The 24,555-nt window shown below is 34.5% G+C and carries 20 protein-coding genes; 9 read left to right on the top strand and 11 right to left on the bottom strand.

Going from position 1 to position 24,555, the window contains the following annotated elements:
• The first annotated feature begins 76 nt into the window (after positions 1 to 76).
• Genes GWK10_RS06620 through GWK10_RS06600 form a run of 5 tightly spaced genes read left to right on the top strand, consistent with a single transcriptional unit; the run spans position 77 to position 5,860 of the window.
• Positions 77 to 1,339, top strand: coding sequence for a type III PLP-dependent enzyme domain-containing protein (locus GWK10_RS06620; RefSeq protein WP_164030498.1), 1,263 nt, complete (start codon positions 77 to 79; stop codon positions 1,337 to 1,339).
• A complete protein-coding gene (locus tag GWK10_RS06615; RefSeq protein ID WP_164030495.1) occupies positions 1,332 to 2,345 on the top strand; it encodes an ATP-grasp domain-containing protein in 1,014 nt (337 codons plus the stop codon). The genes GWK10_RS06620 and GWK10_RS06615 overlap by 8 nt, the downstream gene beginning before the upstream one ends.
• 20 nt (positions 2,346 to 2,365) lie before the next feature.
• On the top strand, positions 2,366 to 3,475 hold the full coding sequence (locus tag GWK10_RS06610) for a GNAT family N-acetyltransferase (protein ID WP_164030492.1): 1,110 nt from the start codon (positions 2,366 to 2,368) through the stop codon (positions 3,473 to 3,475).
• A 21-nt stretch (positions 3,476 to 3,496) separates the two neighbouring features.
• A complete protein-coding gene (locus tag GWK10_RS06605; protein ID WP_164030487.1) occupies positions 3,497 to 4,903 on the top strand; it encodes an MBOAT family O-acyltransferase in 1,407 nt (468 codons plus the stop codon).
• Positions 4,904 to 4,909: 6 nt separating this feature from the next.
• The gene (locus GWK10_RS06600) at positions 4,910 to 5,860 is read left to right on the top strand and encodes a hypothetical protein (protein ID WP_164030484.1); all 951 of its coding nucleotides are present in this window, start codon (positions 4,910 to 4,912) and stop codon (positions 5,858 to 5,860) included.
• Here the strand turns inward: GWK10_RS06600 and GWK10_RS06595 are convergent.
• Both GWK10_RS06595 and GWK10_RS06590 read right to left on the bottom strand, forming a co-directional pair.
• Positions 5,844 to 6,803 carry a hypothetical protein gene (locus GWK10_RS06595; protein WP_164030479.1) on the bottom strand — a complete coding sequence of 320 codons (960 nt, stop codon included), beginning with the start codon at positions 6,801 to 6,803 and terminating at the stop codon, positions 5,844 to 5,846. The genes GWK10_RS06600 and GWK10_RS06595 overlap by 17 nt on opposite strands.
• Before the next feature lie 3 nt (positions 6,804 to 6,806).
• The gene (locus GWK10_RS06590) at positions 6,807 to 8,258 is read right to left on the bottom strand and encodes an MBOAT family O-acyltransferase (RefSeq protein WP_164030475.1); all 1,452 of its coding nucleotides are present in this window, start codon (positions 8,256 to 8,258) and stop codon (positions 6,807 to 6,809) included.
• Between the two features lie 318 nt (positions 8,259 to 8,576).
• On the opposite strand from GWK10_RS06590, the gene GWK10_RS06585 reads away from it, so the two are divergent.
• From GWK10_RS06585 to GWK10_RS06570, 4 genes are all read left to right on the top strand, one after another.
• The gene (locus GWK10_RS06585) at positions 8,577 to 9,722 is read left to right on the top strand and encodes a DegT/DnrJ/EryC1/StrS family aminotransferase (protein WP_164030472.1); all 1,146 of its coding nucleotides are present in this window, start codon (positions 8,577 to 8,579) and stop codon (positions 9,720 to 9,722) included.
• Entirely contained in the window at positions 9,715 to 11,634 is a 1,920-nt protein-coding gene (locus GWK10_RS06580; protein WP_164030469.1) for a polysaccharide biosynthesis protein, read from the top strand. Before GWK10_RS06585 ends, GWK10_RS06580 begins: the two co-directional genes overlap by 8 nt.
• A gap of 61 nt (positions 11,635 to 11,695) precedes the next feature.
• On the top strand, positions 11,696 to 12,478 hold the full coding sequence (locus GWK10_RS06575; RefSeq protein ID WP_164030466.1) for a polysaccharide biosynthesis/export family protein: 783 nt from the start codon (positions 11,696 to 11,698) through the stop codon (positions 12,476 to 12,478).
• Positions 12,479 to 12,490: 12 nt separating this feature from the next.
• The gene (locus tag GWK10_RS06570; protein WP_164030463.1) at positions 12,491 to 14,899 is read left to right on the top strand and encodes a GumC family protein; all 2,409 of its coding nucleotides are present in this window, start codon (positions 12,491 to 12,493) and stop codon (positions 14,897 to 14,899) included.
• Here the strand turns inward: GWK10_RS06570 and GWK10_RS06565 are convergent.
• From GWK10_RS06565 to GWK10_RS06525, 9 genes are all read right to left on the bottom strand, one after another.
• Complete coding sequence (locus GWK10_RS06565) at positions 14,892 to 15,635, bottom strand: tyrosine-protein phosphatase (RefSeq protein WP_164030460.1); 744 nt, start codon at positions 15,633 to 15,635, stop codon at positions 14,892 to 14,894. The genes GWK10_RS06570 and GWK10_RS06565 overlap by 8 nt on opposite strands.
• Before the next feature lie 57 nt (positions 15,636 to 15,692).
• The gene (locus GWK10_RS06560) at positions 15,693 to 17,105 is read right to left on the bottom strand and encodes a TolC family protein (RefSeq protein ID WP_164030457.1); all 1,413 of its coding nucleotides are present in this window, start codon (positions 17,103 to 17,105) and stop codon (positions 15,693 to 15,695) included.
• Complete coding sequence (locus GWK10_RS06555) at positions 17,102 to 18,457, bottom strand: HlyD family secretion protein (RefSeq protein WP_164030454.1); 1,356 nt, start codon at positions 18,455 to 18,457, stop codon at positions 17,102 to 17,104. The genes GWK10_RS06560 and GWK10_RS06555 overlap by 4 nt, the downstream gene beginning before the upstream one ends.
• Before the next feature lie 4 nt (positions 18,458 to 18,461).
• Positions 18,462 to 20,117 (bottom strand): peptidase domain-containing ABC transporter, encoded by a 1,656-nt coding sequence (locus tag GWK10_RS06550; protein WP_164030450.1) that lies wholly within the window; start codon positions 20,115 to 20,117, stop codon positions 18,462 to 18,464.
• Positions 20,118 to 20,277: 160 nt separating this feature from the next.
• Positions 20,278 to 20,907: a carbonic anhydrase family protein gene (locus GWK10_RS06545; RefSeq protein WP_164030446.1), complete on the bottom strand. Its 630-nt coding sequence runs from the start codon at positions 20,905 to 20,907 to the stop codon at positions 20,278 to 20,280.
• Positions 20,908 to 20,915: 8 nt separating this feature from the next.
• Positions 20,916 to 21,725 (bottom strand): universal stress protein, encoded by an 810-nt coding sequence (locus GWK10_RS06540; RefSeq protein ID WP_164030442.1) that lies wholly within the window; start codon positions 21,723 to 21,725, stop codon positions 20,916 to 20,918.
• A gap of 11 nt (positions 21,726 to 21,736) precedes the next feature.
• Positions 21,737 to 23,344, bottom strand: a complete 1,608-nt coding sequence (locus GWK10_RS06535; protein ID WP_164030438.1) for a SulP family inorganic anion transporter — start codon at positions 23,342 to 23,344, stop codon at positions 21,737 to 21,739.
• A 142-nt stretch (positions 23,345 to 23,486) separates the two neighbouring features.
• Positions 23,487 to 23,819, bottom strand: a complete 333-nt coding sequence (locus GWK10_RS06530; RefSeq protein ID WP_164030435.1) for a hypothetical protein — start codon at positions 23,817 to 23,819, stop codon at positions 23,487 to 23,489.
• On the bottom strand, positions 23,816 to 24,487 hold the full coding sequence (locus tag GWK10_RS06525; protein ID WP_164030433.1) for a TetR/AcrR family transcriptional regulator: 672 nt from the start codon (positions 24,485 to 24,487) through the stop codon (positions 23,816 to 23,818). Before GWK10_RS06525 ends, GWK10_RS06530 begins: the two co-directional genes overlap by 4 nt.
• Positions 24,488 to 24,555: the final 68 nt, after the last annotated feature.

Here is a 24,555-nt window from a genome sequence, read left to right as displayed (position 1 = left end):
GAAATTTGTTAATAGTATTCTGGACGAAAGTAACAACTTTCGAGTGGGTTTGAAATTGAGTTAATTAGTTGATATTATGGATTATAATACCTTAGAAAGATTGTCAAATAGAATTGGGAATTCTTTTTATGCTTTAAACGAAAAGAACTACCTTGATAATATTAAGGATCTTCGTGTAGCGTTTGAAAAGCTTTATCCAAAGATCATAATTGGTTACTCATTTAAAACCAACTATATACCAAGGCTTTGTCAAATAGCCAAAGAAAATGACGTGTATGCGGAGGTAGTTTCTGATATGGAATTAGAACTTGCTCTAAAACTTGGATATTCATTTGATCAAATAATTTTCAATGGTCCTTATAAAAGGCTAGAAGATCTGGAAAGAACAATACTTAACGGTAGTATAGTGAATCTGGATTCTGAATTAGAAGTTCAATATTTAGAAGAGATACGCAAGGCGCATCCGCAGAAAAAGATTGCTGTAGGATTACGTATTAACATGTCTTTAGTTGGAGATGACGGAAAGTCGGTCATTCAGGAAGGTCTAAAAATTGGTCGTTTCGGTTTTGATTGTTATGGTGAAGAATTCGCTAAGGTAATTGACAGGCTTAGGAGCATGAATATTACCATTTACGCATTGCATGGACATACATCATCTTCCGATCGTAGTTTAAGAAACTTTGAAACCATAGCAACAACGTTATGTCAAGTAAGAGATACCTTCCAGCTAAACGACATCCAATATTTTAACGTTGGAGGTGGTTTTTTTGGTCCAATGCCAAAGGGTTTTCTTAACAGGGAAACACCATCGTTTGATGACTATGCAAGTACCATTGTAACTACTTTAAAAAGAAATAGCTGGTTTAATAAAAATAGTCCTCATATTATTTTGGAACCCGGTGTTTCAGTAGTTTCAAACTCACTTTCTTATATTGCTAAGGTACTAGACGTTAAAAAGATTAAAGACAAACGTTTTGCATTAATTGAAGGCGGGGTGTATAATGTCAAACCGACAATGCACAGCTACAATCTTCCTCATTCAATAGTTCATAAGCCAGAAACACAAAGCAGTGAGTTGAATGAAATTTACGACATTGTTGGAACGACCTGTATGGAGAAAGATGTGGTTTTAAAAGATGTTTCGATTAAGAATCTAAAATCCAATGATTTTATAAAGATTGATAATATTGGAGCTTATACCGTTGTTAAGACTCCAAATTTCATCAATTTTATCCCAGCTATTATTTCTATCAAAAATGACAGTACTATTGAGGTTATTCGTGATAAACAGGATATTAATAGCCTACTAACTAACTATAAAATAAACGATTATGCCTAACATCCTTTTTACCTGTGCAGGTAGGAGAAATTATCTGATTAATTACTTTAAAAAGGAATTAAACGGAGGATTGGTATTTGCAGCAGATAATCAAAATACAGCGCCAGCTCTAGTAGATGCGGATAATGCAATTATAATGCCCAGTATTCATGATGATAATTATATCAATAGCCTTAAAAAAGCGATCTCTCAATACAAAATAGATGCACTCATCTCTCTTAATGATTTCGAGTTACCGATACTTGCTAAGAATAAGGCAGAGATAGAATCTACAGGTGTTAAAGTAATTGTATCGAGCCCAGAGGTTATCAATATTTCTTTTGATAAATGGGAAACTCATCATTTCATTGAAAAAATTGGCTTAAAATCCCCTAAAACTTATATTTCCCTAGAATCTGCTATTACAGCTATTAATAATGGTGACTTAAAGTTTCCTTTGGTTGTAAAACCTAGATGGGGTAGTGCATCTGTAGGAATAGATTTTGCTGATAATATTGAAGAACTTGAATTAATTCATAAGCTTCAGCTGCTTAAGATTGAAAAATCATATGACAATGCTATGTCTGGTGATGACTCGTTAGAAAATGCATTGTTGATACAGGAAAAGATTGATGGAACGGAATATGGAATGGACATTCTTAATGATTTTGAAGGGAAATACTTTGGATCTTTTGCAAGAGAAAAACTTTTTATGCGTTCCGGAGAAACAGATAAAGCCAAGACAGTAAAGGGCGATGATTTTAATAAAATAGGGCGTCAAATAGGTGAGAAGTTAGGGCATATAGGAACGCTAGATTGCGATATATTTAGGAAAGGCAAAGACCTTTATGTTCTAGAACTTAACCCTAGATTTGGTGGCGGATATCCTTTTTCTCATGAGGGAGGAATTAATACAGCTGCTATTTACGTTAATTGGTTAATGGGTAATAATAATGTACAAGAGTTTAATAATTATCAATCAGGAGTTATTTTTTCTAAATGTGATAGACTTCTAAAAATTTCTTGATATAAATAATTATAGATACTATGCCTCAAAAAGATTATAATCTTTTAGTATATAACTTAAGTTCCTCTAATGATATCGATCAGTATAAAGAATTGCTTCAAAAGCATGCTGATAGCAATATTTATTACTGTTTTGAACATTTAAGGCATTTTAAAAAGGATACAAATTCGTTAAGGTACTTTTTACTTAATGATGGACAGCATAATTTGGTGCTAATGCCTTTTATTTTAAGGAAGATTCGTATTAATGATCAGGATACACAATATTATGATGTAGTTACGCAGTACGGATATAGCGGACCGCTGTTGTTAGATGATAAAAGCGAAGAGGTTTTAGGTGTGTTTTGGTCTTATGTTGATCAATGGTACCGACAAAATAATGTTATTACTGAGTTTGTAAGGTTTAGTTTAGATGAAAATCATAAACGATATACGGGTAACCTATTAGAAACTTTGCAAAACGTAAGAGGAAATTTGAAATCAGATTTTGATAAACAATGGGAATCTTTTGATAGAAAAGTTCGCAACAATTACCGTAGGGCGCTTAAGCATAATTTGCGTTTCAAAGTTTTTCAGGGAGCGGATATTACTACAAAAGCGATTGATATGTTTCATGAAATATACAATCAGACAATGAGACGGAATAAAGCCGATAGCCAATATTTTTATAATCAGGATTATTTTAATGGATTACTCGAAAACAACATAAATAAATTTGCTATTGCTTTGGTTTTTTTAGACGAAACCGCCGTTTCTGGTGAATTAATTATTGATCAGAATCATACGATATATGCGTATCTAGGGGGAACTAATTCGGATTATTTTCATATGCGACCCAATGACTTCCTTAGAGTAGAGGTTGTAAAATGGGCTATTAATCTTGGAAGAACACAATACGTTCTAGGAGGCGGTATTAAAAATGGAGATGGGCTTTACAAGCATAAGAAGGCAATGTTTCCTTATGATAAAGATGTTGTTTTTTATACCGGTCGCAAGGTTATAGACCAACAGGTATATGCTAAACTTTGTTATAAAGCGAATCAGTATTTTGATGAAATTCCTGAAGATCAATTAAAATATCATTTCTTTCCATTCTATAGAGCCGCACAGCTTATTCCCACACAAGATTAACAAATCAACTAGTAAAGTTTTATGTTATTTACCTCGTTTGATTTTGCTTTCTTTTTGCCAATAGTATTTCTACTGTATTGGATTTTTTACAAAAATATTAAGGTTCAGAACGTCATAATCGTCCTCGCTAGTTATGTGTTCTATGGTTGGTGGGATTGGAGGTTCTTATCGCTAATTTTTATAAGCTCATTAGTTGATTTTTTGGTAGGTCGTGAATTGGCGAAAGTTGAATCAAAGAAAGGAAGAAAAGGGTTGTTACTAATAAGCTTGACAGTGAATATTGGATTCTTAGCTTTTTTTAAATACTTCAACTTTTTTCTTGATAATTTTTATTCAATTTTTACTTTTTTCGGCCAGTCTTTTAACGGCCAGTTATTCAATATTGTTTTACCGGTTGGAATTAGTTTCTACACATTTCAAACACTCAGCTATACAATTGATATCTATCGCAATAAATTGAGGCCAACTAAAGATCCAATAGCTTTTTTCGCGTTTGTTAGCTTTTTTCCGCAATTAGTGGCGGGTCCCATTGAAAGAGCGTCAAATTTGTTGCCACAGTTTGCCTCAAAACGTTTTATTGATGACAAAACTTTTTCTTATGGTTTTAAACTAATGGTCTGGGGGTTTTTCTTAAAGTTAGTGGTTGCTGACAGGGCAGCTATTTACGTAAATGCAGTATATAATAATGTTGAAAGTCATGATGGGCTAACTTTTATAATGGCAACCGTATTATTTGCATTTCAAATCTACGGTGATTTTGCGGGGTATTCTTTAATTGCAATTGGTACTGCCAAGTTATTTGGTTTTGACCTTATGACGAATTTTAAACGCCCTTATTTTGCCAGATCGGTTAGCGAGTTTTGGGGGCGTTGGCACATTTCTCTTTCCACATGGTTTAGAGATTATGTTTATATACCACTTGGTGGTAATCGTACATCTAAACAAAGATGGCTATACAATCTTTTTATCACTTTTGTGATTAGTGGATTGTGGCATGGTGCTAATTGGACATTTATTATTTGGGGGGCTTTAAACGGTGCTTATTTGATATTGGAAGTATTGTTTAATAAAAAGCGACGGAGTGGTATTCACAACGTATTACTTACTTTTATTCTGATATGCTTTTCTTGGGTGTTTTTTAGATCCAATACAGTAGGGGATTCTTTTTTAATCGTCAAAGATATTTTTACCAATCCCGGTGATCTTTATATTGGGATAGGTGACGATATTACAGCACCTATTTATGCCGTTTTAGGTATTACATTATTACTACTATTTGAGGTTAGGCGAGAATATTTTACCAATTTGTTATCTGCTTTTTGGAATCGTTATCAGTTGGTTCGAATGACCGGATATAGCATAATAATATTTTTGATCCTCTATTTGGGTGTTTTTAATGAAAGCCAATTTATTTACTTCCAATTCTAAGAAAGAATGAATTTAATTACACTTAAACATGGCGTAGTGAAACTATTAAAGTTCTTACTGATTTTTCTGTTGGTAGATCAATTACTGGGATATGGGGTACATCAGTTATTTCTTTCACAGGATACAGGCAAGTTTGCAAGAAGCAGTTATGTAATTAATGATTCGAATGATGAGGTGTTGCTTTTTGGAAGTTCGCATATGGTAAGACAATATGTGCCCGAAATTATCACCAAGAAAACGGGTCTTACTTGCTACAATGCTGGGGCAGAAGGGCAGCAATTACTATATCACACAGCCCTGCTTCAAATGGTATTAAAAAGAACAACGCCTAAACTGGTTGTTTTAAATATTGATGAGCATTGGTTATTCGAGTCTGATGTTGCATATTCTAGACTGAATGATTTGAATGCCTATTATTCTTATCATAAGGATGTGCTATATCCCAAACTAAAAGAGAAATCGACCTTTGTTCCCGTCAAAATGTTTTTTAAAGGCTATCAGAAAAATTCGACCTTGGTCCATGTAGTAAGATATTTTTTCTCTCCTCAGGGGTCATTTAATGGGTATAAACCTTTGTACGGTAAAATGCAAGGGCCATCAAATAAAAGTCATAATAATGAGGCATTATCCGAAAACATAGATTTGTTTTTAGTGCAAAATTTAGAATTGTTTATCAACCTAGCTAGAGAAAATGGAGTAAAGTTACTTTTCGTTAACTCACCTTATCCTGAAGCAAAAGACTTTGGTAATAATAAATCTCTTCAGAAAATAAAGCAAATAGCCAAAGAAAATAAAATACCTTTTTATGATCACCTAAATGACGGTCACTTTGTAGGCAACTACGCTATGTTTAATGATCCTATGCACTTAAATAATGAAGGTTCAGAAAAATTTACAGGCTTAGTAGCTGATCATATTAATATGGAGTTTCCTGATTTGGTTAACGATTCAAAATAAAATCACATATTTCCTTGGCAACAATAGTCCTTCCATTATTATTCCAATGACGATCGTAAATTAAGGTAGTTGGTTTTTTCGAGGATTGTAAAGCGGGACCAATATCAATGAAAGGATAATTGTGTTTATTTAGAAAATCAATGAATATTTTTGGTGTAATACTTGAATCGAGCATTAAAGTATTTTTGTCTTTATCAAAACCATAGGTTTTTACAAGTGATTTAAAGTTTTCGATATATTCCTTATGAAGTAATGCTGTATTTTCTTCTTTTAATATATTCTTGCTCTTACCCCTAATCTTCCCTAAGTTTTTAAAAGAAAATTTAATAGAGTTAAACTTACTTTGAATAGCGGGAAGCACACCTATATTTTTAAGATATACTATAAGTTTACTTCGTTGCATAAGTCTTACTTTGGGAGATTCTAGAGCCATTCTTCCATATTCAACTTTATATGCACTTCTAGTAAAGTCGTTTTCGAATTTTATCCCAAATACTATATGATCAATAAGCTCAAATTGATTCTTGTATTGACTCACTAAATGCAACTGGTCGGCAAAATCATAACCAGCATATCCGTATTCATATACCTCTATATCTGCAACTTTATTTTCGATTTTTTTTCCTATTGAATTATAGTAGTTTTGGTGGAAGCCTTCGATAAATGAGTCCCCAACTAAGGCTAATTCACGTTTTTCAACTGAAGGATTAAATTCCCTGTAGGAGTTATAACCTGAATTATTAATGTAATATTTAGAAAAATTTTGCCTTCGGTTTCCCGTTACTCGATACCCTTCTTGATTTGGCACCCATTTCTCCACTTGGTATTCATCTATATATCGGTATGGATAGTCCTTATGCAAGTGAAAAACACGAACTAATGCTTCCAACATCAAAACCAGCAAAAAACTGTATAAAATCCCTCTTAATATGATTCTTTTCATGACTTAAAACTGGAAATAAATAAATGATCGATCAACGTTATCATCGTAAAATAATAAAATAGTAAAAATGACCAGAGTATAGGCTATAAAGCGTACGATATTATTTTTAAAACTAAATGGCGAACGCTCGTCTTTTCGAATTAAATATTCGTAGAACGTAAATAGGATAATTAAAATGAAATAATCGACCATACGATATCCCAGTGGGTGTGAGTAACTTTCCCAACTGAAATTAGAAAAAATACGTTCAATATACTTAAAAGCGTCTGTGACTGATTCTGATCTAAAGAAAATTCTTGAAAAAGTAACAATCGAAAAAGTAGTTATTATTTGTAAAATTTCAATTGCGGATGGTAGCGAGCTATTTTGCGCTACTACTGTACCTTTATAAATAGTATTTCTTCCCATTAAAAAAACAGGTATGAAAACAAGTGCATGAAAAGCACCCCATAGGATAAATGTCCAATTAGCACCATGCCAAAACCCACTTATTAAAAAAATTATAATAATGTTTCTAAGGGCTTTCTTCTTACTCACTCTTGAGCCCCCTAATGGTATATAAATGTAGTGTCTAAACCATGTGCTTAGTGATACATGCCACCGTTGCCAATACTCTGCGACATTTCTTGAAAATATGGGGAATTTAAAGTTTGACATGAGTTCTATTCCAAAAAGCTTAGCGGTACCAATAGCGATGTCCGAGTATCCGCTAAAATCTCCATAAACTTGAAAACTGAATAAGGTTACACCTAAAATTAAAGTTGATGAAGGGTAAGTGGCATAATTTGAGAAAATATCATCAACAATTGGGGCTAAAGCATCTGCAATAACCATTTTTTTAAACAGCCCCCATAAAATTAGTTTGATACCATCTGTAAACTGGTTGGTTTTAAATTCTTTCCGTGATTGTATTTGCAATAACAAATTTGAAGCTCTTTCTATAGGGCCAGCCACCAATTGAGGAAAGAAAGCAACAAATGTGGCAAACGATAAAAAGTCTTTTGTAGGCTTTAATCTTTTATAATAAATGTCAAATGAATAAGACATCGTTTGAAAAGTATAGAAACTGATTCCTACAGGCAGTATAACCCGTAAAGTCCATGTACTTTTTATTGTGTACCCAAACGCTTCGGCAGCTGTTATCCAACTATCAATAAAGAAGTTATAATACTTAAAAAAACCGAGTAGGCCTACGTTAAAAATGACACTTAACCAGAGCCATATTTTTCTTTTCCTATCAGTTTTTTGTTTATGAATTTGCAATCCAACGAAGAAATCAACGATAGTACTGGCTAAAATCAAGAAAAGAAATCTCCAGTCCCACCATCCGTAAAAAACATAACTCGCAGTAAGAATAAGAACATGCTGGGATTTTATTTTATTTTTTAGAAAATACCAATAAGCAATAAATACAATTGGTAGAAAAATGAAATAGTCTATTGAGTTAAATAGCATGTATTTATAAATCTAATGAGATAGATAGTTTTGAAAAATAAAAGATAGAAATATTGTTTAAATTAATTCAATAATCCAAAAAATATAGTGGATCGACAAAACTAGATGGTTTAACTAGGTTTTTTACGCTATTTGTTTTAGGCTAAATAGACGGTTTGTTTTCAGCTATAATAATTGATTTTAATCGATAAGATATACTCCGCTTATCGAACTACATTAGGGTTTTAACGATTAAAATTGTTTTAAGAATAACAACCGAGAAAATATGGCAATATTTGTTATAACGAGGTCGTTAACAACCTTTATTCAGTAAATAACATGACAACAACCACAGCGAGGACCAATTCAAAGATTTGGCTTTCATCACCACACATGGGTGGTGCCGAAAGAGATTTTGTCAATGAGGCATTTGATACCAATTGGGTGGCTCCGCTTGGACCTAATGTCAATGGTTTCGAAAATGATATAGAAACCTACCTTGGTAATGATGTTCATGCCGCTGCATTGGTCTCAGGTACTTCTGCCATTCATCTTGGTTTAGTGCTCTTAGGAGTAAAGCATGGAGATGAAGTATTATGCCAAAGTATGACTTTTTCTGCATCTGCCAATCCAATTACCTATCAAGGTGCTGTTCCTATATTTATTGATAGTGAAAAGCTTACTGGAAACATGGACCCAGAACAGCTCGAACGCGCTATCAAAGATCGAATGGCTAATGGGATAAAGCCAAAAGCAATTATTGCTGTGCATTTATACGGAATGCCCTATCAAGTAGATGAAATACATGGCATTGCCAATAAGTATGATATTCCGATATTGGAAGATAGTGCAGAATCTTTAGGTAGTAAATTTCATGATGTTAACTGTGGTACTTTTGGAGATATTTCGATCCTCTCATTCAATGGGAATAAGATTATCACTACTTCCGGAGGTGGCGCATTAGTTGCAAAGAACAAAGTTCTCAAAGATAAGGCAGTTTACTTATCAACGCAGGCAAGAGACGATGCCCCACATTATCAACATTCTGAAATTGGTTACAATTATAGAATGAGCAATATTGTTGCTGGTATTGGCAGAGGTCAAATGCTCGTGCTTAACGATCGAGTAGGCGCCCGAAGAGCAAACTATAATTTTTATAAAAAGCATTTATGTGAATTCTCTGAACTGGAGTTTATAGCTGAACCAAGTGGTTATTTTTCAAATCGTTGGCTTACAACGATTTTAACACCTTCTTTCGAATTACGTGAAAGAATCAGATTTGCGCTGCAAAAAGAAAACATAGAATCCCGACCACTTTGGAAACCAATGCATTTGCAACCAATATTTAAAGATTCCAAAAACTATGTAAACGGAATTTCAGAAGATCTATTTAATCGTGGACTGTGTTTACCAAGCGGATCGAATTTGCGCGAAGAAGATTTAGTGAGAATAATAGGACATATAAAAGAAAGCTTTAATGCTTAGAGATTTTATATTAAGAAAAGGACAAAATTACGCTTCCAAATGGTTGGTTTTGGCAATCGATTTGGTCATAGTTGCTATTACTTTCTTATTAGCTTATGGTGTTCAAAGTGGACTTACATTTTCGTTTAACTTTGTTGAGTTTTTATTGCAATTACCACTTGTTCTTGGCTTTGCATTTTTCAGTTTTATTATTGTAGGGTCTTATAAGGGGGTTGTACGACATACAGGATTAAGAGATGCTTACAATTTATTTGAAGCTGTGAGTATTTTGATCATGTTTTGTAGTGGCTTTATTATTATAAACCGAACCTTTGGCTTATCGGATAGATTAAATATACCAGTATCTATTATTTTTATTCATTATTTACTGAATATAATCGCCTTGACAATCAGTAGATTGACTTTCAAGGTTTCCTATAAATACATAATGTTTCAACTTGAAAGCTCTTCAAGAGTGCTAATATATGGTGCTGGCGATTCGGGCCTAATTACATATGGAGCATTAATTAATGATACCACCAGAGAAGTTTCTGTTGTTGGTTTTGTAGATGACAACAATAAGAAGGTTGGTAAACGAATCAATGGGGTGACGGTTTTTTCTAAGGAGTCAATTACAAAGGATTTTATCCAGAAAAATCAGGTTGATGAAATCATTATTTCAATACAGAATATAAGCGGTAGTCAACTTAAAAAACTAACAGACAAAGCAATTGATATTGATGTGCAGGTTAAAATAGTTCCTCCAGTTAAAGATTGGATAAACGGAGACCTTAATGCATCACAGATCAAACAGATTCAAATTGAAGACCTTCTAGAAAGAACACCCATAAGACTGGATAATCCTGAAATTGCAAAGGAGGTTAACGGAAAGGTAGTCATGATAACTGGCGCTGCGGGATCAATTGGAAGTGAGATTAGTCGACAAATCGCTGCTTATAAATGCAAAACGCTGGTAATGGTAGATCAAGCAGAATCTCCAATGTATGACTTACAGCAAGAACTGTTGCGAAAAGGAATAGAACATTTTGTTCCAGTAATAGCTGATGTAAGAAACTATCATCGGATTGAAACCATTTTTAAGAAATATCGACCGGACATGGTATTCCATGCCGCGGCCTACAAGCATGTGCCGTTAATGGAATCAAATCCGGCTGAGGCAGTAAAAATTAATATTTTAGGAACCAGATATGTAGCGGATTTATCCTCTAAGTATAATGTAAATAAATTTGTTTTTGTATCTACGGATAAAGCGGTGAATCCAACAAACGTAATGGGTGCTACCAAAAGGGTAGCCGAAATGTATATTAAATGCCTCCAAAAAGATAGTAAGACAAAATATATTACAACGAGGTTTGGAAATGTACTTGGATCTAATGGCTCTGTCATTCCATTATTTAAAAAGCAGATCGATAAAGGCGGGCCTTTAACTGTAACACATCCTGAAGTTACTAGATACTTTATGACAATTCCTGAGGCTTCTCAACTAGTTATAGAAGCAGGCACAATGGGAGAAGGAGGGGAAATTTTCATTTTTGACATGGGAGAGCCGGTTAAAATATTTGATTTGGCTAAAAAAATGATCCATTTGTCAGGATTAAAATATCCTGACGATATTAATATAGAGATAACGGGACTTCGACCTGGTGAAAAATTATACGAGGAATTGCTGGCGAATGATGAAAATACAAGACCAACACACCATCGTAAAATAATGATTGGAATGTTTGGGGAACAAAATTGTATAAGGTTAAAGCAGATGATAAATGAACTCTGTTTAATGAATTTGTTGGAAGAAGACTCCAAAATTGTGAAAGCTTTAAAGCAAATTGTACCTGAGTATATATCGAAAAATTCAGATTTTGAAAAACTCGATGACGAAACTGTATCTAGCGAAAAGGCTATTATTTCTTAGACCAGTAAATCATTAATATTTCGCTACTTTTGAATTAAATTTTAAAACCCTTCTATCAGAAATGACAAAATTAGCTTATTACCTTTCAAAGTTTTTTCCGTTACTACTTCTAATTATTGTTGTTAGTTCATGTGTCTCTCCTAAAGACATTGTATATTTTCAGGACGCCAGTAACCTAGAAAAGCTAGTTTCTACCAACTCTTTTGAACCTAAGTATCAAATTGATGATATTTTAAATATTGTGGTTTCTTCTGAGAACCCTCAAGCAGCAAGACCTTTCAATCAAAACGTAATTGGGCAAGATGGAAATGTTCAACCTACTGCTTCTGGTTATTTGATAGGTAGTGATGGAAACATAATTTTTCCTGTACTTGGCCCTATTAAGCTTGCAGGCTTGGATAGGAGAGAAGCTACTAGTTTATTGGTAGACAAGTTAAAAGATTATATAACAGATGTTGTGGTAAGCATCCGTATAACAAACTTTAAAGTAACTGTTAATGGGGCGGTAAACAGACCTGGGAGTTTTTCTATACCGAATGAGCGACTTACTATTATAGAAGCGATCGGACTAGCAGGAGATCTTTCTATAAAAGGTAAGAGGGAAAATATAAAAGTAATTCGAGATAGTGATGGAGTTAAACAGTTCTATGAAGTTGACTTAACTTCAAAAGAAATTTTTAATTCTCCTGTTTATTATTTGATGCAGAATGACGTAGTATATGTGGAACCTAATACTTCTCAAGTTCGTTCTGCGGGAGCTAATCCTAACTTATTTGCGGTGGTAGTATCACTTGCTGGTTTAGGAATTGCTGTAGCGACCTTTGTAAATACATTAAATAACTAATTCATACTATAAATGCATCCGTTTCAGGAACAAGTTGGCGATAATCAAAGAAGTTTATTAAAAGGTGGATTTGATCTAAGAAAGGAGCTTGCGAAGTATTCTCGGCATTGGTATTGGTTCTTAATTACAATTATTGTGTTTGTTCTCGCAGCATTCTTGTATTTGCGATATACCGTTCCTCAATATATGGTTAATGCTACGGTCATGTTAATTGATGAAACAGATAGTAGTGGTCCTGATTTAGCTGCATTAGGAGATCTAGGCTTGGTTCCTAGTAATCAGAATAAGATAGAAAGCGAAATCGTTCGATTCAAATCTCGCACATTGATGGAAAATGTGGTGAAAGATCTTGGAATCAATGTAAGTTATTATTCATTGGGAAGAATTTCTTATCAGGAAAACTATAAAACACCACCTGTAAAGGTCAATTTTCTAGTGAATGATTCAATTATAGAACAATCATCTGCATCTTTTATAATTGAGATCAAATCTCCTTCAACATTTAATTTGAAAAATGAAAATGAGGAATCAATAGGAACATATTCTTTCGGAGAAAGTATTGAGATGGGATTTAGTGATATGATTATTACCCCAAGTTCAAAAAATATGGGAAGACATGTTGGGAGTATTACCCTTGTACGATTATCTCCTTTAGCTTCAGTTTCTAGAAAATATAGAAAGTTGTTAACTGTGGTATCGAATAAAACAAATGCAAACGTAATTCGTATATCCCTAGTAGATCCCGTCAAGGAAAAGGCTACCGATATTGTTAATTCTTTAATAAAGCATTATAATCGCTCATTGGTGGAGGACAAAAATCAGGTCTCAATTAATACAATGAAATTTATTACTGAGCGACTTGAAATTGTTTATGAAGACCTTTCGCAAGTAGATAGAGATGCAGTAACCTTTAAGGCATCTAATCAGTTAACAGATATTAGTTCTGAAGTTAGTATGTTTCTGAATGCTGATACTTCGAACGAGTTACAGATAAAGGAATTGACAACTCAACAGCGGCTCATTAATTATATGATTCGATCCGTGAATACACAGGGAGAGAATTACGAACCGTTATCTGCAGGATTGGGCTCCTCTGATCCGGCAATTACTCAAATAGTGAGTAATTATAACACAATTGCAGCACAAAGAAAAAGTATTTTGAAGTCGTCGACTGTTCGTAATCCTACTGTGATTAATTTAACTCAGCAGTTAGACAACCTAAAAAATAGCTTGAGTCAAAGTCTAGCTACCTTATCTAAAACTATTTCTATACAACTTTCCACGTTGCGGGATCAGAATGCTATTTTAGATTCTAAACTGACTTCGGTTCCGGGGCAGGAAAGTGAACTTAGAGATTTAGAAAGAAGACAAGGGACTAAAGAACAAATTTATCTTTTCCTTCTCCAAAAAAGAGAAGAAGCTGCCATTGCACTAGCAGTAACAAAACCTAATTCAAAGGTCATCGATCCTGCGGTAGCAGAATTCGCCAGTTTGGTTTCTCCAAATAAGAAAACGATTTTAGGAGCAGCACTTTTTCTTGGCTTTGTTCTTCCATTTGGTGTTATTTACATGAAAGATCTATTAGATACAAAAATCCATTTTAAAGAAGATGTCGAATCTAGACTTACAGCACCTGTTGTTGGCGATATACCTAAAATGAGACGTAGAGATAAGGTTTTAGTTTCTAAAAAAGATCGCTCCGGTTTTGCAGAGTCTTTTAGAATTTTAAGAACAAATCTTGATTTTCTATTGGCAGGTACCGGAGATAAAGGAAAAACGATTTTTGTAACCTCTAGTGTTTCTGGAGAAGGCAAAACATTGGTCTCCGTTAATGTGGCTTCAACGCTGGCGATGACCGGTAAGAAAGTTATTCTTGTAGGCACAGATATGCGAAATCCGAAGTTGCATGATTTCATAAGTATTCCTGAGAAAGAACTTACAAATGGGCTTTCAAATTACATAACTAAGAAGGAAATACGACCTCAAGATGTAATTTTAAAATATGAGGAAAATAATTGGTTCGATGTCATATCAGCAGGTGCCATACCTCCAAACCCAGCAGAACTTTTAATGCAAGACAAGGTAAAAGACCTTTTTGCTTATTTGAAGGAAAATTACGATTACATTGTGGTAGATTCTGCGCCAGTTAGTCTTGTTACTGATACTATGCTAATTGCTCCAATGGCGGACCTTTCCATATATATAGTACGTGCGGATTATACGGATGTGAAGCTGCTCAACAATGTTGAAAATATATATCGTGATAAACGCCTACCTAATATGGCGATCTTGTTAAATGCAGTAGATAAACGAATCGGGTATTATGGAAGTTATGGTGATAGATATTATGGTACAGAGATCAATGGCGGAAAAAAGAAATTCAGCCTAAATCCAATGACTTGGTTCAAAAGAGCTAGCTAGTACAAAAAATAGAATTGGCACTAAGGCATTTTTCAATTTGATTTACTTCCTTATTTGGTATTAAGTCTTTCAACTTATTTATTTGTCGCTCGTTATGCGCATCTGTTCCGGTAAAGTCTATAAGATTATCTGACAATAATTTGAAGGCAGTATCCTGGACTTGGGCGCCGTAATAATCTGTAAGTGAAAGGAGATTTACCTGAAAAAAGCAACCCGCCTTCTTCAGATCATTATACATCTTATATTTATTAAAATAATATCCGTATCGCTCAGGATGTGCTAGGATTGGTTTGTAACCTGCCAATTTCATTTCAAAGATAATCTCGAGAATGTTGATGGGCGGATTAAAAGTGGACATTTCGACTAATAAGTAATCCTCTCCGATAGTAAGCAAATCGTTTTTCTGTAATCGTTTTAGGAACAAATCATCAATCATATATTCCGCAGCAGCCGAAAAAGAACTGAAATTTATTTTAAACGTTTTTAAAAGATTTGCAGTTTCAATGAGTTTATTGTTAATCCTATCAGTGGTGTTTGGCCAAACATCGTCCATTACATGCGGAGTGGTTATAAAATGTTCAACTCCAATCTCATTTAGCATTTTAACTAGCTTAGTAGTTTGGTAGATGTTTTTTGATCCATCATCGATACCGGGAAGTAAATGTGAATGAATATCAACATACCCTTTGGGGATAAGATCTGATAGTGTGACTGTTTTCTTTTTAAAGAAGATCAAGGGCAACAATTTAGACTGTAAAATTACGAAACATTACAGTATATAAAATGTAGATAATTAGTTCACCAAACCTAAAGAATTATAGAGCGAAGTATTTGCTTGTAACAGTTTTATACTTAGTTTATTGGCTTTTAGTCTAGAATCGATCAATTTCTGTTCACGTGAATTGATTAAGAACAAGGAGCTTTCACCCAAGAAAAATTTACGTTCTTCTGCCAGGACTAACTTTTCATAATCGCTTACAATCTCCTCAATTAATTGGTTTTGCTCATTTAATGATCTAATTTCTGTATTAACAGCAGTAATTTTGTTTTGAATTTTTAGGGATTCCGACATTCGCTCGAACCGTGCATCCTGTAGCTTATAATTGGCTAGTTTTAAATTCCCTCGCTCTTTTCTTAAAAACAACGGAAAGCTAATATTTACAGCACTTTTGTAATTAGCCGTGTTTAAGGAACTTAACTGATCGTACTGCTCAGTCAAAAAGTTATATTGTAAATCTATTCTTGGTAGCAGTTTATTTCTCTTCAGCTTTTGCTCTACTTTTAAGCCCTTAATTTTTGCATCTAGGCTTTGTAGTTTAGGATGGTTTTGTTGTAAGGCAAGTGTATCAGTAATTCCCTCAAGAAATAAGGAGTTTCTAACTATTACTTCAGTAGGAAGCTCAGGAATAATATTTTCTTCTATTTCCAACGGAATATCATTAAGCCATAAAAAGTTACTTGCCTCTAAAGCCGCTTTCCTCTTTTTTAGGGTAGCAGCTTCTAAGCTTAATATTCTATTTTGATAGGCTATTCTTGCTTCAGTAATATCAATTTCAGGCTTATCTCCAGCATCAACACTTTTCTGTACCGCTTCTAATCTGGTAGAGGCATTGTTTAGGAAAGCGATATAAATTTGTTCTTCATTATAAGCCTCAGTCCATTGAAAATAGGCTTTACTGGCTTCAAAAATCAAATTATTGACCAGCAAGTTTCTGTCAGCTTTTGTTTGATTTCTAAAAAAACGAGCTTTCTTCAATGATGCCATTCTTTCGTTAATTAAAAAGCCCCTTGCTAACGAAAATGAAACACCTGCACTATAAAGCCCATCATCTGGTACTGAAAGATTGGGATTTAAGAATTCACCAGAATTCTCCTCAAAGTTGGCCTTAAACTCAATACCATACCAAGTCGGTATTTTAAAAGTGGTATTTAACTGATCATAATACTCGATTTGTTTGAATTTTTTCCGATCATAATCTACCTCAATTTTAGGATCGAAACCTCCTCTGGCTCTGAGTAAATTAGCTTCTCCTATATTCAAAGTAAGATTTGCTTGCTTAATTAATGGATGGTATTTTTTTACATAAGCCAAGTACTCTTCAAAAGTTAACATATTTGAAGCTATGCCATCATTTACTTGAGCAGCAAGTGTATTTACAAATACAACTAAACCTATTATCAATAAACCACGAAAATGTTTTTTCATTTCTTTTGGTCGCTTTTAACATCAGCCTTTTCCGGCGTGTAGTAGTTAGGGGGGAAGCCATTTAACTGCCTCCAAACCTCATACCATATAGGTACATCTTCTAATAATGCTATGGTATAAGCACCTGAGCCTACTCGTACGTTCTCAGGCCACTCAACTTCCTCTAAATCTGGGGCTATTAAAATTCTAAATTTCCCATTATCGCTGATAAAAGTTTCAATGGCTACTACCTTACCAGCATAAGTTCCGAACGATGCATTGGGCCAACCACTAAAGAAGATTGCCGGCCAGCCATCAAATTGAATGCGAACAGACTCCCCAAGATGCATAAGAGGTAGGTCAATTGGACTCACATAAGTTTCCACTGCCAAATCATAATTTGCTGGCATAATACCAACTAATTGCTCTCCTTCTTTAAACGTTTCACCTATTCCACCTTTTATTGCTTTGTTGATGTAACCGTTTTGAGGCGCTGTGATATAGTATAGGGCATTCCGCATTTTGTAGTTGGTAGTCTGATTCTCTAGCTTAGTAACCTGGGCTTCGGTATCAAACTGATTGGACTCTGCTGTAAATCGATCACTTCTAGCTTTGGCAATCTTATCAGCATAACTTGCATTAATGCGGCTTATTTCTAATCTAGCGTTAATTAATTCATTTTTACTTGCTAAAAGTTTGTTCTCCTGAGATATTAACTTTGCTTGCGTTTCTTGCAATTTCAATCTTTTCTCCTCTACATCGGTTACAGCTTTTAACCCTTCTGTTTGTAGTGTCTCTGTTCTTTCGAACTGTCGCCGTGCAATTTTGATATTGGTTTGAGCCGCGATAAGGTCAATACTATCACTTTGCACTTTTAGCTCGGCTTGTCTTAATTTATTTTCGGTTTGAGTACGTTTTAAATCTCGCTCCTTAGAAAGTGCTACTACTTGATTTTCTAACGCTTTTACTTTTTCTTGATAAGATAATACGGATCGGCTTTTAGCATCTCGCTGCTGATTAGTCCGTTCTACTAACCTAGGATCTTGATACTCGTTCTTAATTTCAGAGATATAAAGAATAGTATCTCCTTTTTTCACGAAGTCCCCTTCCTTTACATGCCATTTCTCTATACGACCTGGTATAGGTGATTGTATCGTTTGAGGACGCTGATCTGGAGTTAAAGTGGTAACATATCCATTACCAGTAACGTTTTGTGTCCAAGGTAAAAAGAGGATAATAATAGCGATACCCGCAAAAGTGTACAAAAACCTATTAAATATTTTAAAATGCTGACCTTTAAAGGCCTTCTTATGAGCTTTATATCCCTGAAGGGTCACTTTTTTATTCAACTGATTATGTGAAATATTAAGCATCCTATTACTGTTTAATGGTTTTGTTCTCTAATCGAATCGTTTTCTCGGTTACATTTTTCCACAAGTTGTTTCTCGATGAAACGATTAAAGCCCATGGTTGACTATCATCTATTAAGTAGTTTATTATTTTTTCCGCCTCGGCAGTTTCAAAATGCTCAAGAGGGTCTTTTAATAATAGCAACTTAGGTTCATGAACAATTGCCCGTGCTAAAAGAATACGTTTTGAAACTGTAAATGGAATTTGTTGTCCTTCCGTATACAGGATCGACTGGAGTCCATTTGCCTGCATCTTAACGAATGGTAGCAGTCCTAGATTTTTGAGAACTTCATTTACGCGTTCCATGGAAATAGAAGAGGACCCAAAGGTTATATTTTCTAGAATAGTACCCTCAAATGGTTGTTGCTCTGGTAGCAACTGCCCGACTTGGTTGCGATATCGATTTGGGAATATACCTTTTAACGAGGAATCATTTACGTAAATCATTCCTTGGGTTGGTTCTATTAAACCAGATAGGAGTTTTAGTAGTGTGGTTTTTCCTGAGCCTGCTGCCCCATCAAGGAGGAAGCGATCATTTTGAAGGATAGATAAATTAATATTTTCTAGAATCACATTACCACTAGACGTTTGATATGCAACTTCATCCAATTCAATTTTTAAAGATTGATTAGCTTCGAAAGGATCGACACCTTCTTGAGATTCAATTTCTTTATCAACTACTTGCCCAATTTTTTCCAATGAAGTAAGTACATCATAAAAGGTCTCTAAACCTGAGATTAGTTTCTCTACAGATGTAATTACCAAAAGAATAATAATCTCAGCCGCTACGAACTGTCCTATATTCATTTGTTGGTTTAATACTAATAAGCCCCCTATTATTAAAAGGCCTGCTGTTACTAAGATTTTAAAACCAATCATCTGCACAAACTGTAAAAGGAGAATTCTAAAGTGGTTTTCTCTAGATTCCAGATATTCAGTTGTTAATTCATCATTTCTGGTCATGGCCAATTTGGTATTGCCCGATAGCTTAAAACTTATTAGCGCTCGAGCAATTTCCTGAATCCAATGGGCAACTTTGTACTTGTTTTTCGATTCTTCTAAACTAGTATGGAGACCTTTTTTAGCTGTAAGTTTGAAAACAAAGTATATAAGTAATACTAACATAAGGCCGTAGATAATAAAAAATGGATGGTAGAACGATAGCAGGGCAATTCCAAAAACAATTTGTAGTACCGCTGCAGGAAAATCAATTAAAATTTTAGATAGCCCCTTTTGGACAGTCAATGTATCGAAGAATCTATTGGCTAATTCTGGCGGATAATAGTTACGTAACTCACTTGTTTTTATTTTGGGAAAACGATAGGCGAATTCAAATGATGAACGCGTGAATATCTTTTGTTGAATATTCTCTAAAATACGAATTTGCATAAGTTGTAACCCACCCTGAAAAGCAACTCCAAGGGTTACAAGAATTACTAGAACAATCCAAGAAGTGGAAATTTGTGCTCCTTGAATCAAGTTAATAATTGCTTGTATACCTAAAGGTAACGACAGTGCTACGATGCCCGTAAAAACTGCATAGAAAAAGATTTGTTTGATATCTTTTTTATCCAATTGTAGCAGCCCTATAAATCGTTGCCATGGTGTCATTATTTCTTTCATATTTTGTTTGAAATAGGTCCGTATTCTCCCGACCCAGTCTTTATATAAAGTGAGTGTTTCTAGTCAAATACTAGGTATTAAAAATCCAGTATCAATACTATTTTATTGTTACTAATACTGGAATTTTTAAGGAAGTCTGTCGGAGTCCGGTTACATTTTGTTAATTATAGAATGACACAGCACCAGTATTGATGTCATACATACCACCAACAATTTCTATTTCACCATTTTGTTCCATTTCTTGAAGTACTTCACTCGATGAACGAATATTATCAATTGTCATCATGACATTTTTTTTAGCCACCTCGTTTACAAAATCAATATTATTTGAATTTCTTAAGGATGCATCTTGAGGTTCTTTTACGGCTTCAACAGCCGGCTCAATCTTATTTATTAGTGCAGTAAGATTACCAAGTCTAGCATGATCACATGCGCCCTTGACTGCACCGCAAGCCGTGTGTCCTAAGACAACAACCAACTTTGTTCCAGCCAATTTGCATGCAAACTCCATACTCCCTAAAATATCCTCATTCACAAAATTTCCGGCAATTCTGATACTGAAAATGTCACCTATTCCTTGATCGAAAATAAGTTCGGATGAAACTCGCGAGTCAATACAACTCAAGATCGTGGCAAACGGGTATTGGCCTGTACTAGTATCTCCAACTTGTTGCATTAAATCTCGATCGGCACGATAGTTTTCCTGAAATCGCTGGTTTCCATTGACAAGTGCCTCTAATGATGAAGCAGGTGTCATGATAGCCTGTGTTTCTTTTGTATGTGCTTTCATAATAACTTTTAGTTCGCAAGCACCAATACAGGTACTTCTGTTTTGATTATTGTCTTTGCAATCTCGTTGTTAAACTGATTTATCGACTTAGAAATGCCTTTTTCCATATCTCGTTTAACGCATAAAAGATCGACCCCGTTTTTACTAATGTATTTAGAGATTGGCGTACTGGGCTCAGCGTGTTCGTCAAATTCAAACGTAACAACTTTATTAGGTGTTTCTTGTTTGTCTTGATACGAATCTCCAGAGAATTTAAAAAGTTTTAAAGGGCGTTTAGACTTACTAATAAGATCACCAGCAATAGTAATTTCATTATTTAAAGCCTCCTCATTTAAGAACCCTAGGGACACATCGTCAAAAGCAGCGGTATTGCTTTCATTACCAGAAATAAGAATTCCACCTTTATGATTGTTTAACAAGTGATTAGTTACACTTGTTTTTAAGAAGCTTTTAAAGCCTGTTTTTCGTTTACCGATAACAACAATATCTGGTGTTGTTTGGTCAATATGGTCTTGTACTTCATTAACAACATTACCAAAGGTAAATTTATATGAAACCGGAATGTTTTCAGATTCTGATATCGTATTAGCTAGCTCTTTCATTTTCTTCTTTTCACTGGCTCTCTGCTCATCCAGTGTACGCATTAATGCTATTTGATTACCGTATTGGGTAAATTTTGATGGAGCTTTCACTTGTAGTAAATCGATCTTACCATCAATTACCTTTGCTAAGTTTACAGCATCACGTAATGCAACTTTCGATGTTTTACTATGGTCTAATAAAACTAATAATCGGTATTTAAAATTTGAATTTTTCATGTGTGGTTTTTTTAAGCACTTTTTGGTCTTAGTTGAAAAAATTGGATAAAGCTATCAGGATTTTCAACTATTCCTCTTTCTGAAATAAGTTGAATATCAATATTCCTGTTTCTAGCTTTTTCTGAAAAGTCTTCAAGAATTTCGATAATGTCATTATCGAGATATCTTGTTTTTCTAACATCGAGTTCCAAATAGGTGTCTCTTGGTAGGCTATCTAATTCTTTTAAAATAGCCCCTTTGTTAAAAAAGGTCACTTCTTCGGCAAGTGTCATTTTTATTTTATGCTTGCCGTTACTTTTATCTTCAATATGAAGGAAATGTGAGTTTTGAAAACTCTTAATTAAGATTACTACTATTCCTACTGCCAGACCTAGTCCAATTCCCATTAGTAAGTCAGTAAATACTATACCTAATATGGTTACTACAAATGGTATGAATTGTTTCCATCCTAGATTATACATGGTTTTGAACAAAGCTGGTTTTGCCAATTTGTACCCTACAATAAATAGTACGGCAGCTAATACTGACAATGGAATTTTGTTTAGCAATGTAGGAATCAGGATTACTGAGATAAGCAAGAAAAAGCCATGAATAATCGCCGACATCTTGGTCTTACCTCCAGATTGAATATTCGCAGAACTTCGAACAATTACCTGTGTAATCGGTAGTCCGCCAATAAAACCAGAAATAATGTTTCCAGTTCCTTGAGCAATTAGTTCTCTATTGGTAGGGGTAACACGTTTACGCGGATCTAACTTATCGGTAGCCTCTACACAAAGTAAAGTCTCAAGACTAGCCACCAAGGCTATTGTAAATCCAGTAATCCAAATGTCAGCTCTTCCAATAACCTCGAAGTTTGGAAAGGCAAATTGACCTTTAAAATCATCAAAGCTTTCAGGAACAGGAACAGATACTAAACGATCAGCACTAAGTGATAACCCTGTGTCTTTAGTAAGTAAGTAGTAAACAATACCTGCCACAACCGCCACTAGTGGTCCTTGTACCAACTGAAAGATCTTTCCTTTTTTACTCAATACATTACTCCATAGTATGAGTATTGAAATGGCAACAATCGCTATAATGGTCGCGCCATAGTCAAAATTCCCGCTTATTATTGCATTAATAGTTCTTAGCAATTCCGTAAACGTATTTTCTCCATCTATTTGTAAGAAGGAAAAATCACCTCCTGGGTTTTTATCCAAACCGAAAAAATATGGGATTTGCTTTAAGATGATAATGATACCAATACCAGTTAGCATTCCTTTTATAACTGATGAAGGAAAGTAATACCCTATAATACCAGCCTTTAAAAAGCCGAAAAGTAGTTGGATAGCACCACCAATAACAACTGCAACAAGAAAGTTTTGATATCCGCCTAGTGCGCCGATAGCTGTTAAAACTATAGCGGCAAGTCCTGCAGCCGGGCCACTAACGCCTACTTGTGATCCACTCATGGCACCTACAACAATACCACCAACTATTCCGGCAATTAGACCTGAAAATAGTGGAGCACCACTAGCAAGAGCAATACCCAAACATAATGGTAAGGCTACGAAAAAGACAACAATACTGGCAGGAATATCTGCCTTAAAATTTTTAAAGGGATTAGAACTATTCATACAAATTTTAGTTCGAAACGGGCATGGCAACTGTGTACCATAACAGATTCAATTAATGATTTTTTATAATTAAAAAAGATTGGTTTTCCTCCAAAAGAGAGGGTTCTAAACAAACAATGTCTAGAAATATTTAATGGAAATGTTATACCTGTTCAGGTGGCGGTATGAGAATATCAGGATCGAAATTCTGTACTAATTGTAGAAGTTGATAACTTCGGTTTTTAGAAAGAAAAAGTATCGATTGACTATGTGCATTGGTATGCTGTAGTTCGATCTTTTCATTTTTACTATCATCTTCTTTCTTTTCTTCTTGTTCTTCGGAATCTTCTTCAAAATCGACCTCGCTCACTTCAATTTCAGCATCGCCAAGTAGAAAAAAAGCTTGGCCAAGAGGTTGCAATAATATAGTTATTAGTGCAATAACAAATGCCACACCTTTTAAAATTCCTGCTATGTTGACTAAAGACTTTTTCATGATACTATAGCCTTTAGAACGAGATCCGAGTAAAACCTTACGATGTTATTTTTTCCTTCTTCTACATCTGTTAAGGAGGGTAGATGTTTTGAAAAGAATCGCTGATGATGAGCTCCTTCAATAATAGTAGAGACTAACATGTGTGGGAATTCAAAACTAGGATTAATCTCTAATACGATATCGCTCACACGTTGAACTACACGCTTATATGTTTTGTAGAATCCTTTTTCATTCTCCTTATCAATATCCTTGGTATGATATGCTTTAGCCGATTCGGAGATGATAATCTTATTCAATAGTACTTCATTAATAAAAGTGAAGGAGTTGTCCTCTTCAACCTCTTCGGTCAGTAGTGTAATCGCTTTTGTTAACTTGTCTTGGGCTATTGTAATGTTGGCAGTTTCGAAGACTAACTTATACTCAATCCAACTCCAATACCAGTTGATAAGATAAACTAGTAAGGCATGCTTGCTTTCAAAATAGCGATAAATAGAACTCTCATTAGATCCTATTTGTACGCCGAGTTTTCTAAAAGTGAAAGCTTCAAAACCTAAGCTATTAATCATTGCGATACTGGTACTGACAATTTTTTGACCCAGCTCGGATGACTCAGGGTCTTTTGTATACAATTCTGGATTTATCGTAATATGTAGTTGTAGATTCTCCATTAGTTGAAACAAATATATGATAGTAATACTATTAATATGTCATAGTTTAACTATTTTTTAAGAGAATA

It is taken from the genome of Spongiivirga citrea (assembly GCF_010671565.1).
GTDB classification, from domain to species: Bacteria; Bacteroidota; Bacteroidia; order Flavobacteriales; family Flavobacteriaceae; genus Spongiivirga; species Spongiivirga citrea.
Note: the sequence above shows the minus strand (reverse complement) of the source record. Positions and strands in the feature narration are given on the sequence as shown.

What these genes read in the sequence shown, in the direction of transcription:
- GWK10_RS06620 (WP_164030498.1), top strand. Translation starts at nt 77, where the DNA reads ATGGATTATAATACCTTAGAAAGATTGTCAAATAGAATTGGGAATTCT.
- GWK10_RS06615 (WP_164030495.1), top strand. Translation starts at nt 1,332, where the DNA reads ATGCCTAACATCCTTTTTACCTGTGCAGGTAGGAGAAATTATCTGATT.
- GWK10_RS06610 (WP_164030492.1), top strand. Translation starts at nt 2,366, where the DNA reads ATGCCTCAAAAAGATTATAATCTTTTAGTATATAACTTAAGTTCCTCT.
- GWK10_RS06605 (WP_164030487.1), top strand. Translation starts at nt 3,497, where the DNA reads ATGTTATTTACCTCGTTTGATTTTGCTTTCTTTTTGCCAATAGTATTT.
- GWK10_RS06600 (WP_164030484.1), top strand. Translation starts at nt 4,910, where the DNA reads ATGAATTTAATTACACTTAAACATGGCGTAGTGAAACTATTAAAGTTC.
- GWK10_RS06595 (WP_164030479.1), bottom strand. Translation starts at nt 6,803, where the DNA reads ATGAAAAGAATCATATTAAGAGGGATTTTATACAGTTTTTTGCTGGTT.
- GWK10_RS06590 (WP_164030475.1), bottom strand. Translation starts at nt 8,258, where the DNA reads ATGCTATTTAACTCAATAGACTATTTCATTTTTCTACCAATTGTATTT.
- GWK10_RS06585 (WP_164030472.1), top strand. Translation starts at nt 8,577, where the DNA reads ATGACAACAACCACAGCGAGGACCAATTCAAAGATTTGGCTTTCATCA.
- GWK10_RS06580 (WP_164030469.1), top strand. Translation starts at nt 9,715, where the DNA reads ATGCTTAGAGATTTTATATTAAGAAAAGGACAAAATTACGCTTCCAAA.
- GWK10_RS06575 (WP_164030466.1), top strand. Translation starts at nt 11,696, where the DNA reads ATGACAAAATTAGCTTATTACCTTTCAAAGTTTTTTCCGTTACTACTT.
- GWK10_RS06570 (WP_164030463.1), top strand. Translation starts at nt 12,491, where the DNA reads ATGCATCCGTTTCAGGAACAAGTTGGCGATAATCAAAGAAGTTTATTA.
- GWK10_RS06560 (WP_164030457.1), bottom strand. Translation starts at nt 17,105, where the DNA reads ATGAAAAAACATTTTCGTGGTTTATTGATAATAGGTTTAGTTGTATTT.
- GWK10_RS06555 (WP_164030454.1), bottom strand. Translation starts at nt 18,457, where the DNA reads ATGCTTAATATTTCACATAATCAGTTGAATAAAAAAGTGACCCTTCAG.
- GWK10_RS06550 (WP_164030450.1), bottom strand. Translation starts at nt 20,117, where the DNA reads ATGAAAGAAATAATGACACCATGGCAACGATTTATAGGGCTGCTACAA.
- GWK10_RS06545 (WP_164030446.1), bottom strand. Translation starts at nt 20,907, where the DNA reads ATGAAAGCACATACAAAAGAAACACAGGCTATCATGACACCTGCTTCA.
- GWK10_RS06540 (WP_164030442.1), bottom strand. Translation starts at nt 21,725, where the DNA reads ATGAAAAATTCAAATTTTAAATACCGATTATTAGTTTTATTAGACCAT.
- GWK10_RS06535 (WP_164030438.1), bottom strand. Translation starts at nt 23,344, where the DNA reads ATGAATAGTTCTAATCCCTTTAAAAATTTTAAGGCAGATATTCCTGCC.
- GWK10_RS06530 (WP_164030435.1), bottom strand. Translation starts at nt 23,819, where the DNA reads ATGAAAAAGTCTTTAGTCAACATAGCAGGAATTTTAAAAGGTGTGGCA.
- GWK10_RS06525 (WP_164030433.1), bottom strand. Translation starts at nt 24,487, where the DNA reads ATGGAGAATCTACAACTACATATTACGATAAATCCAGAATTGTATACA.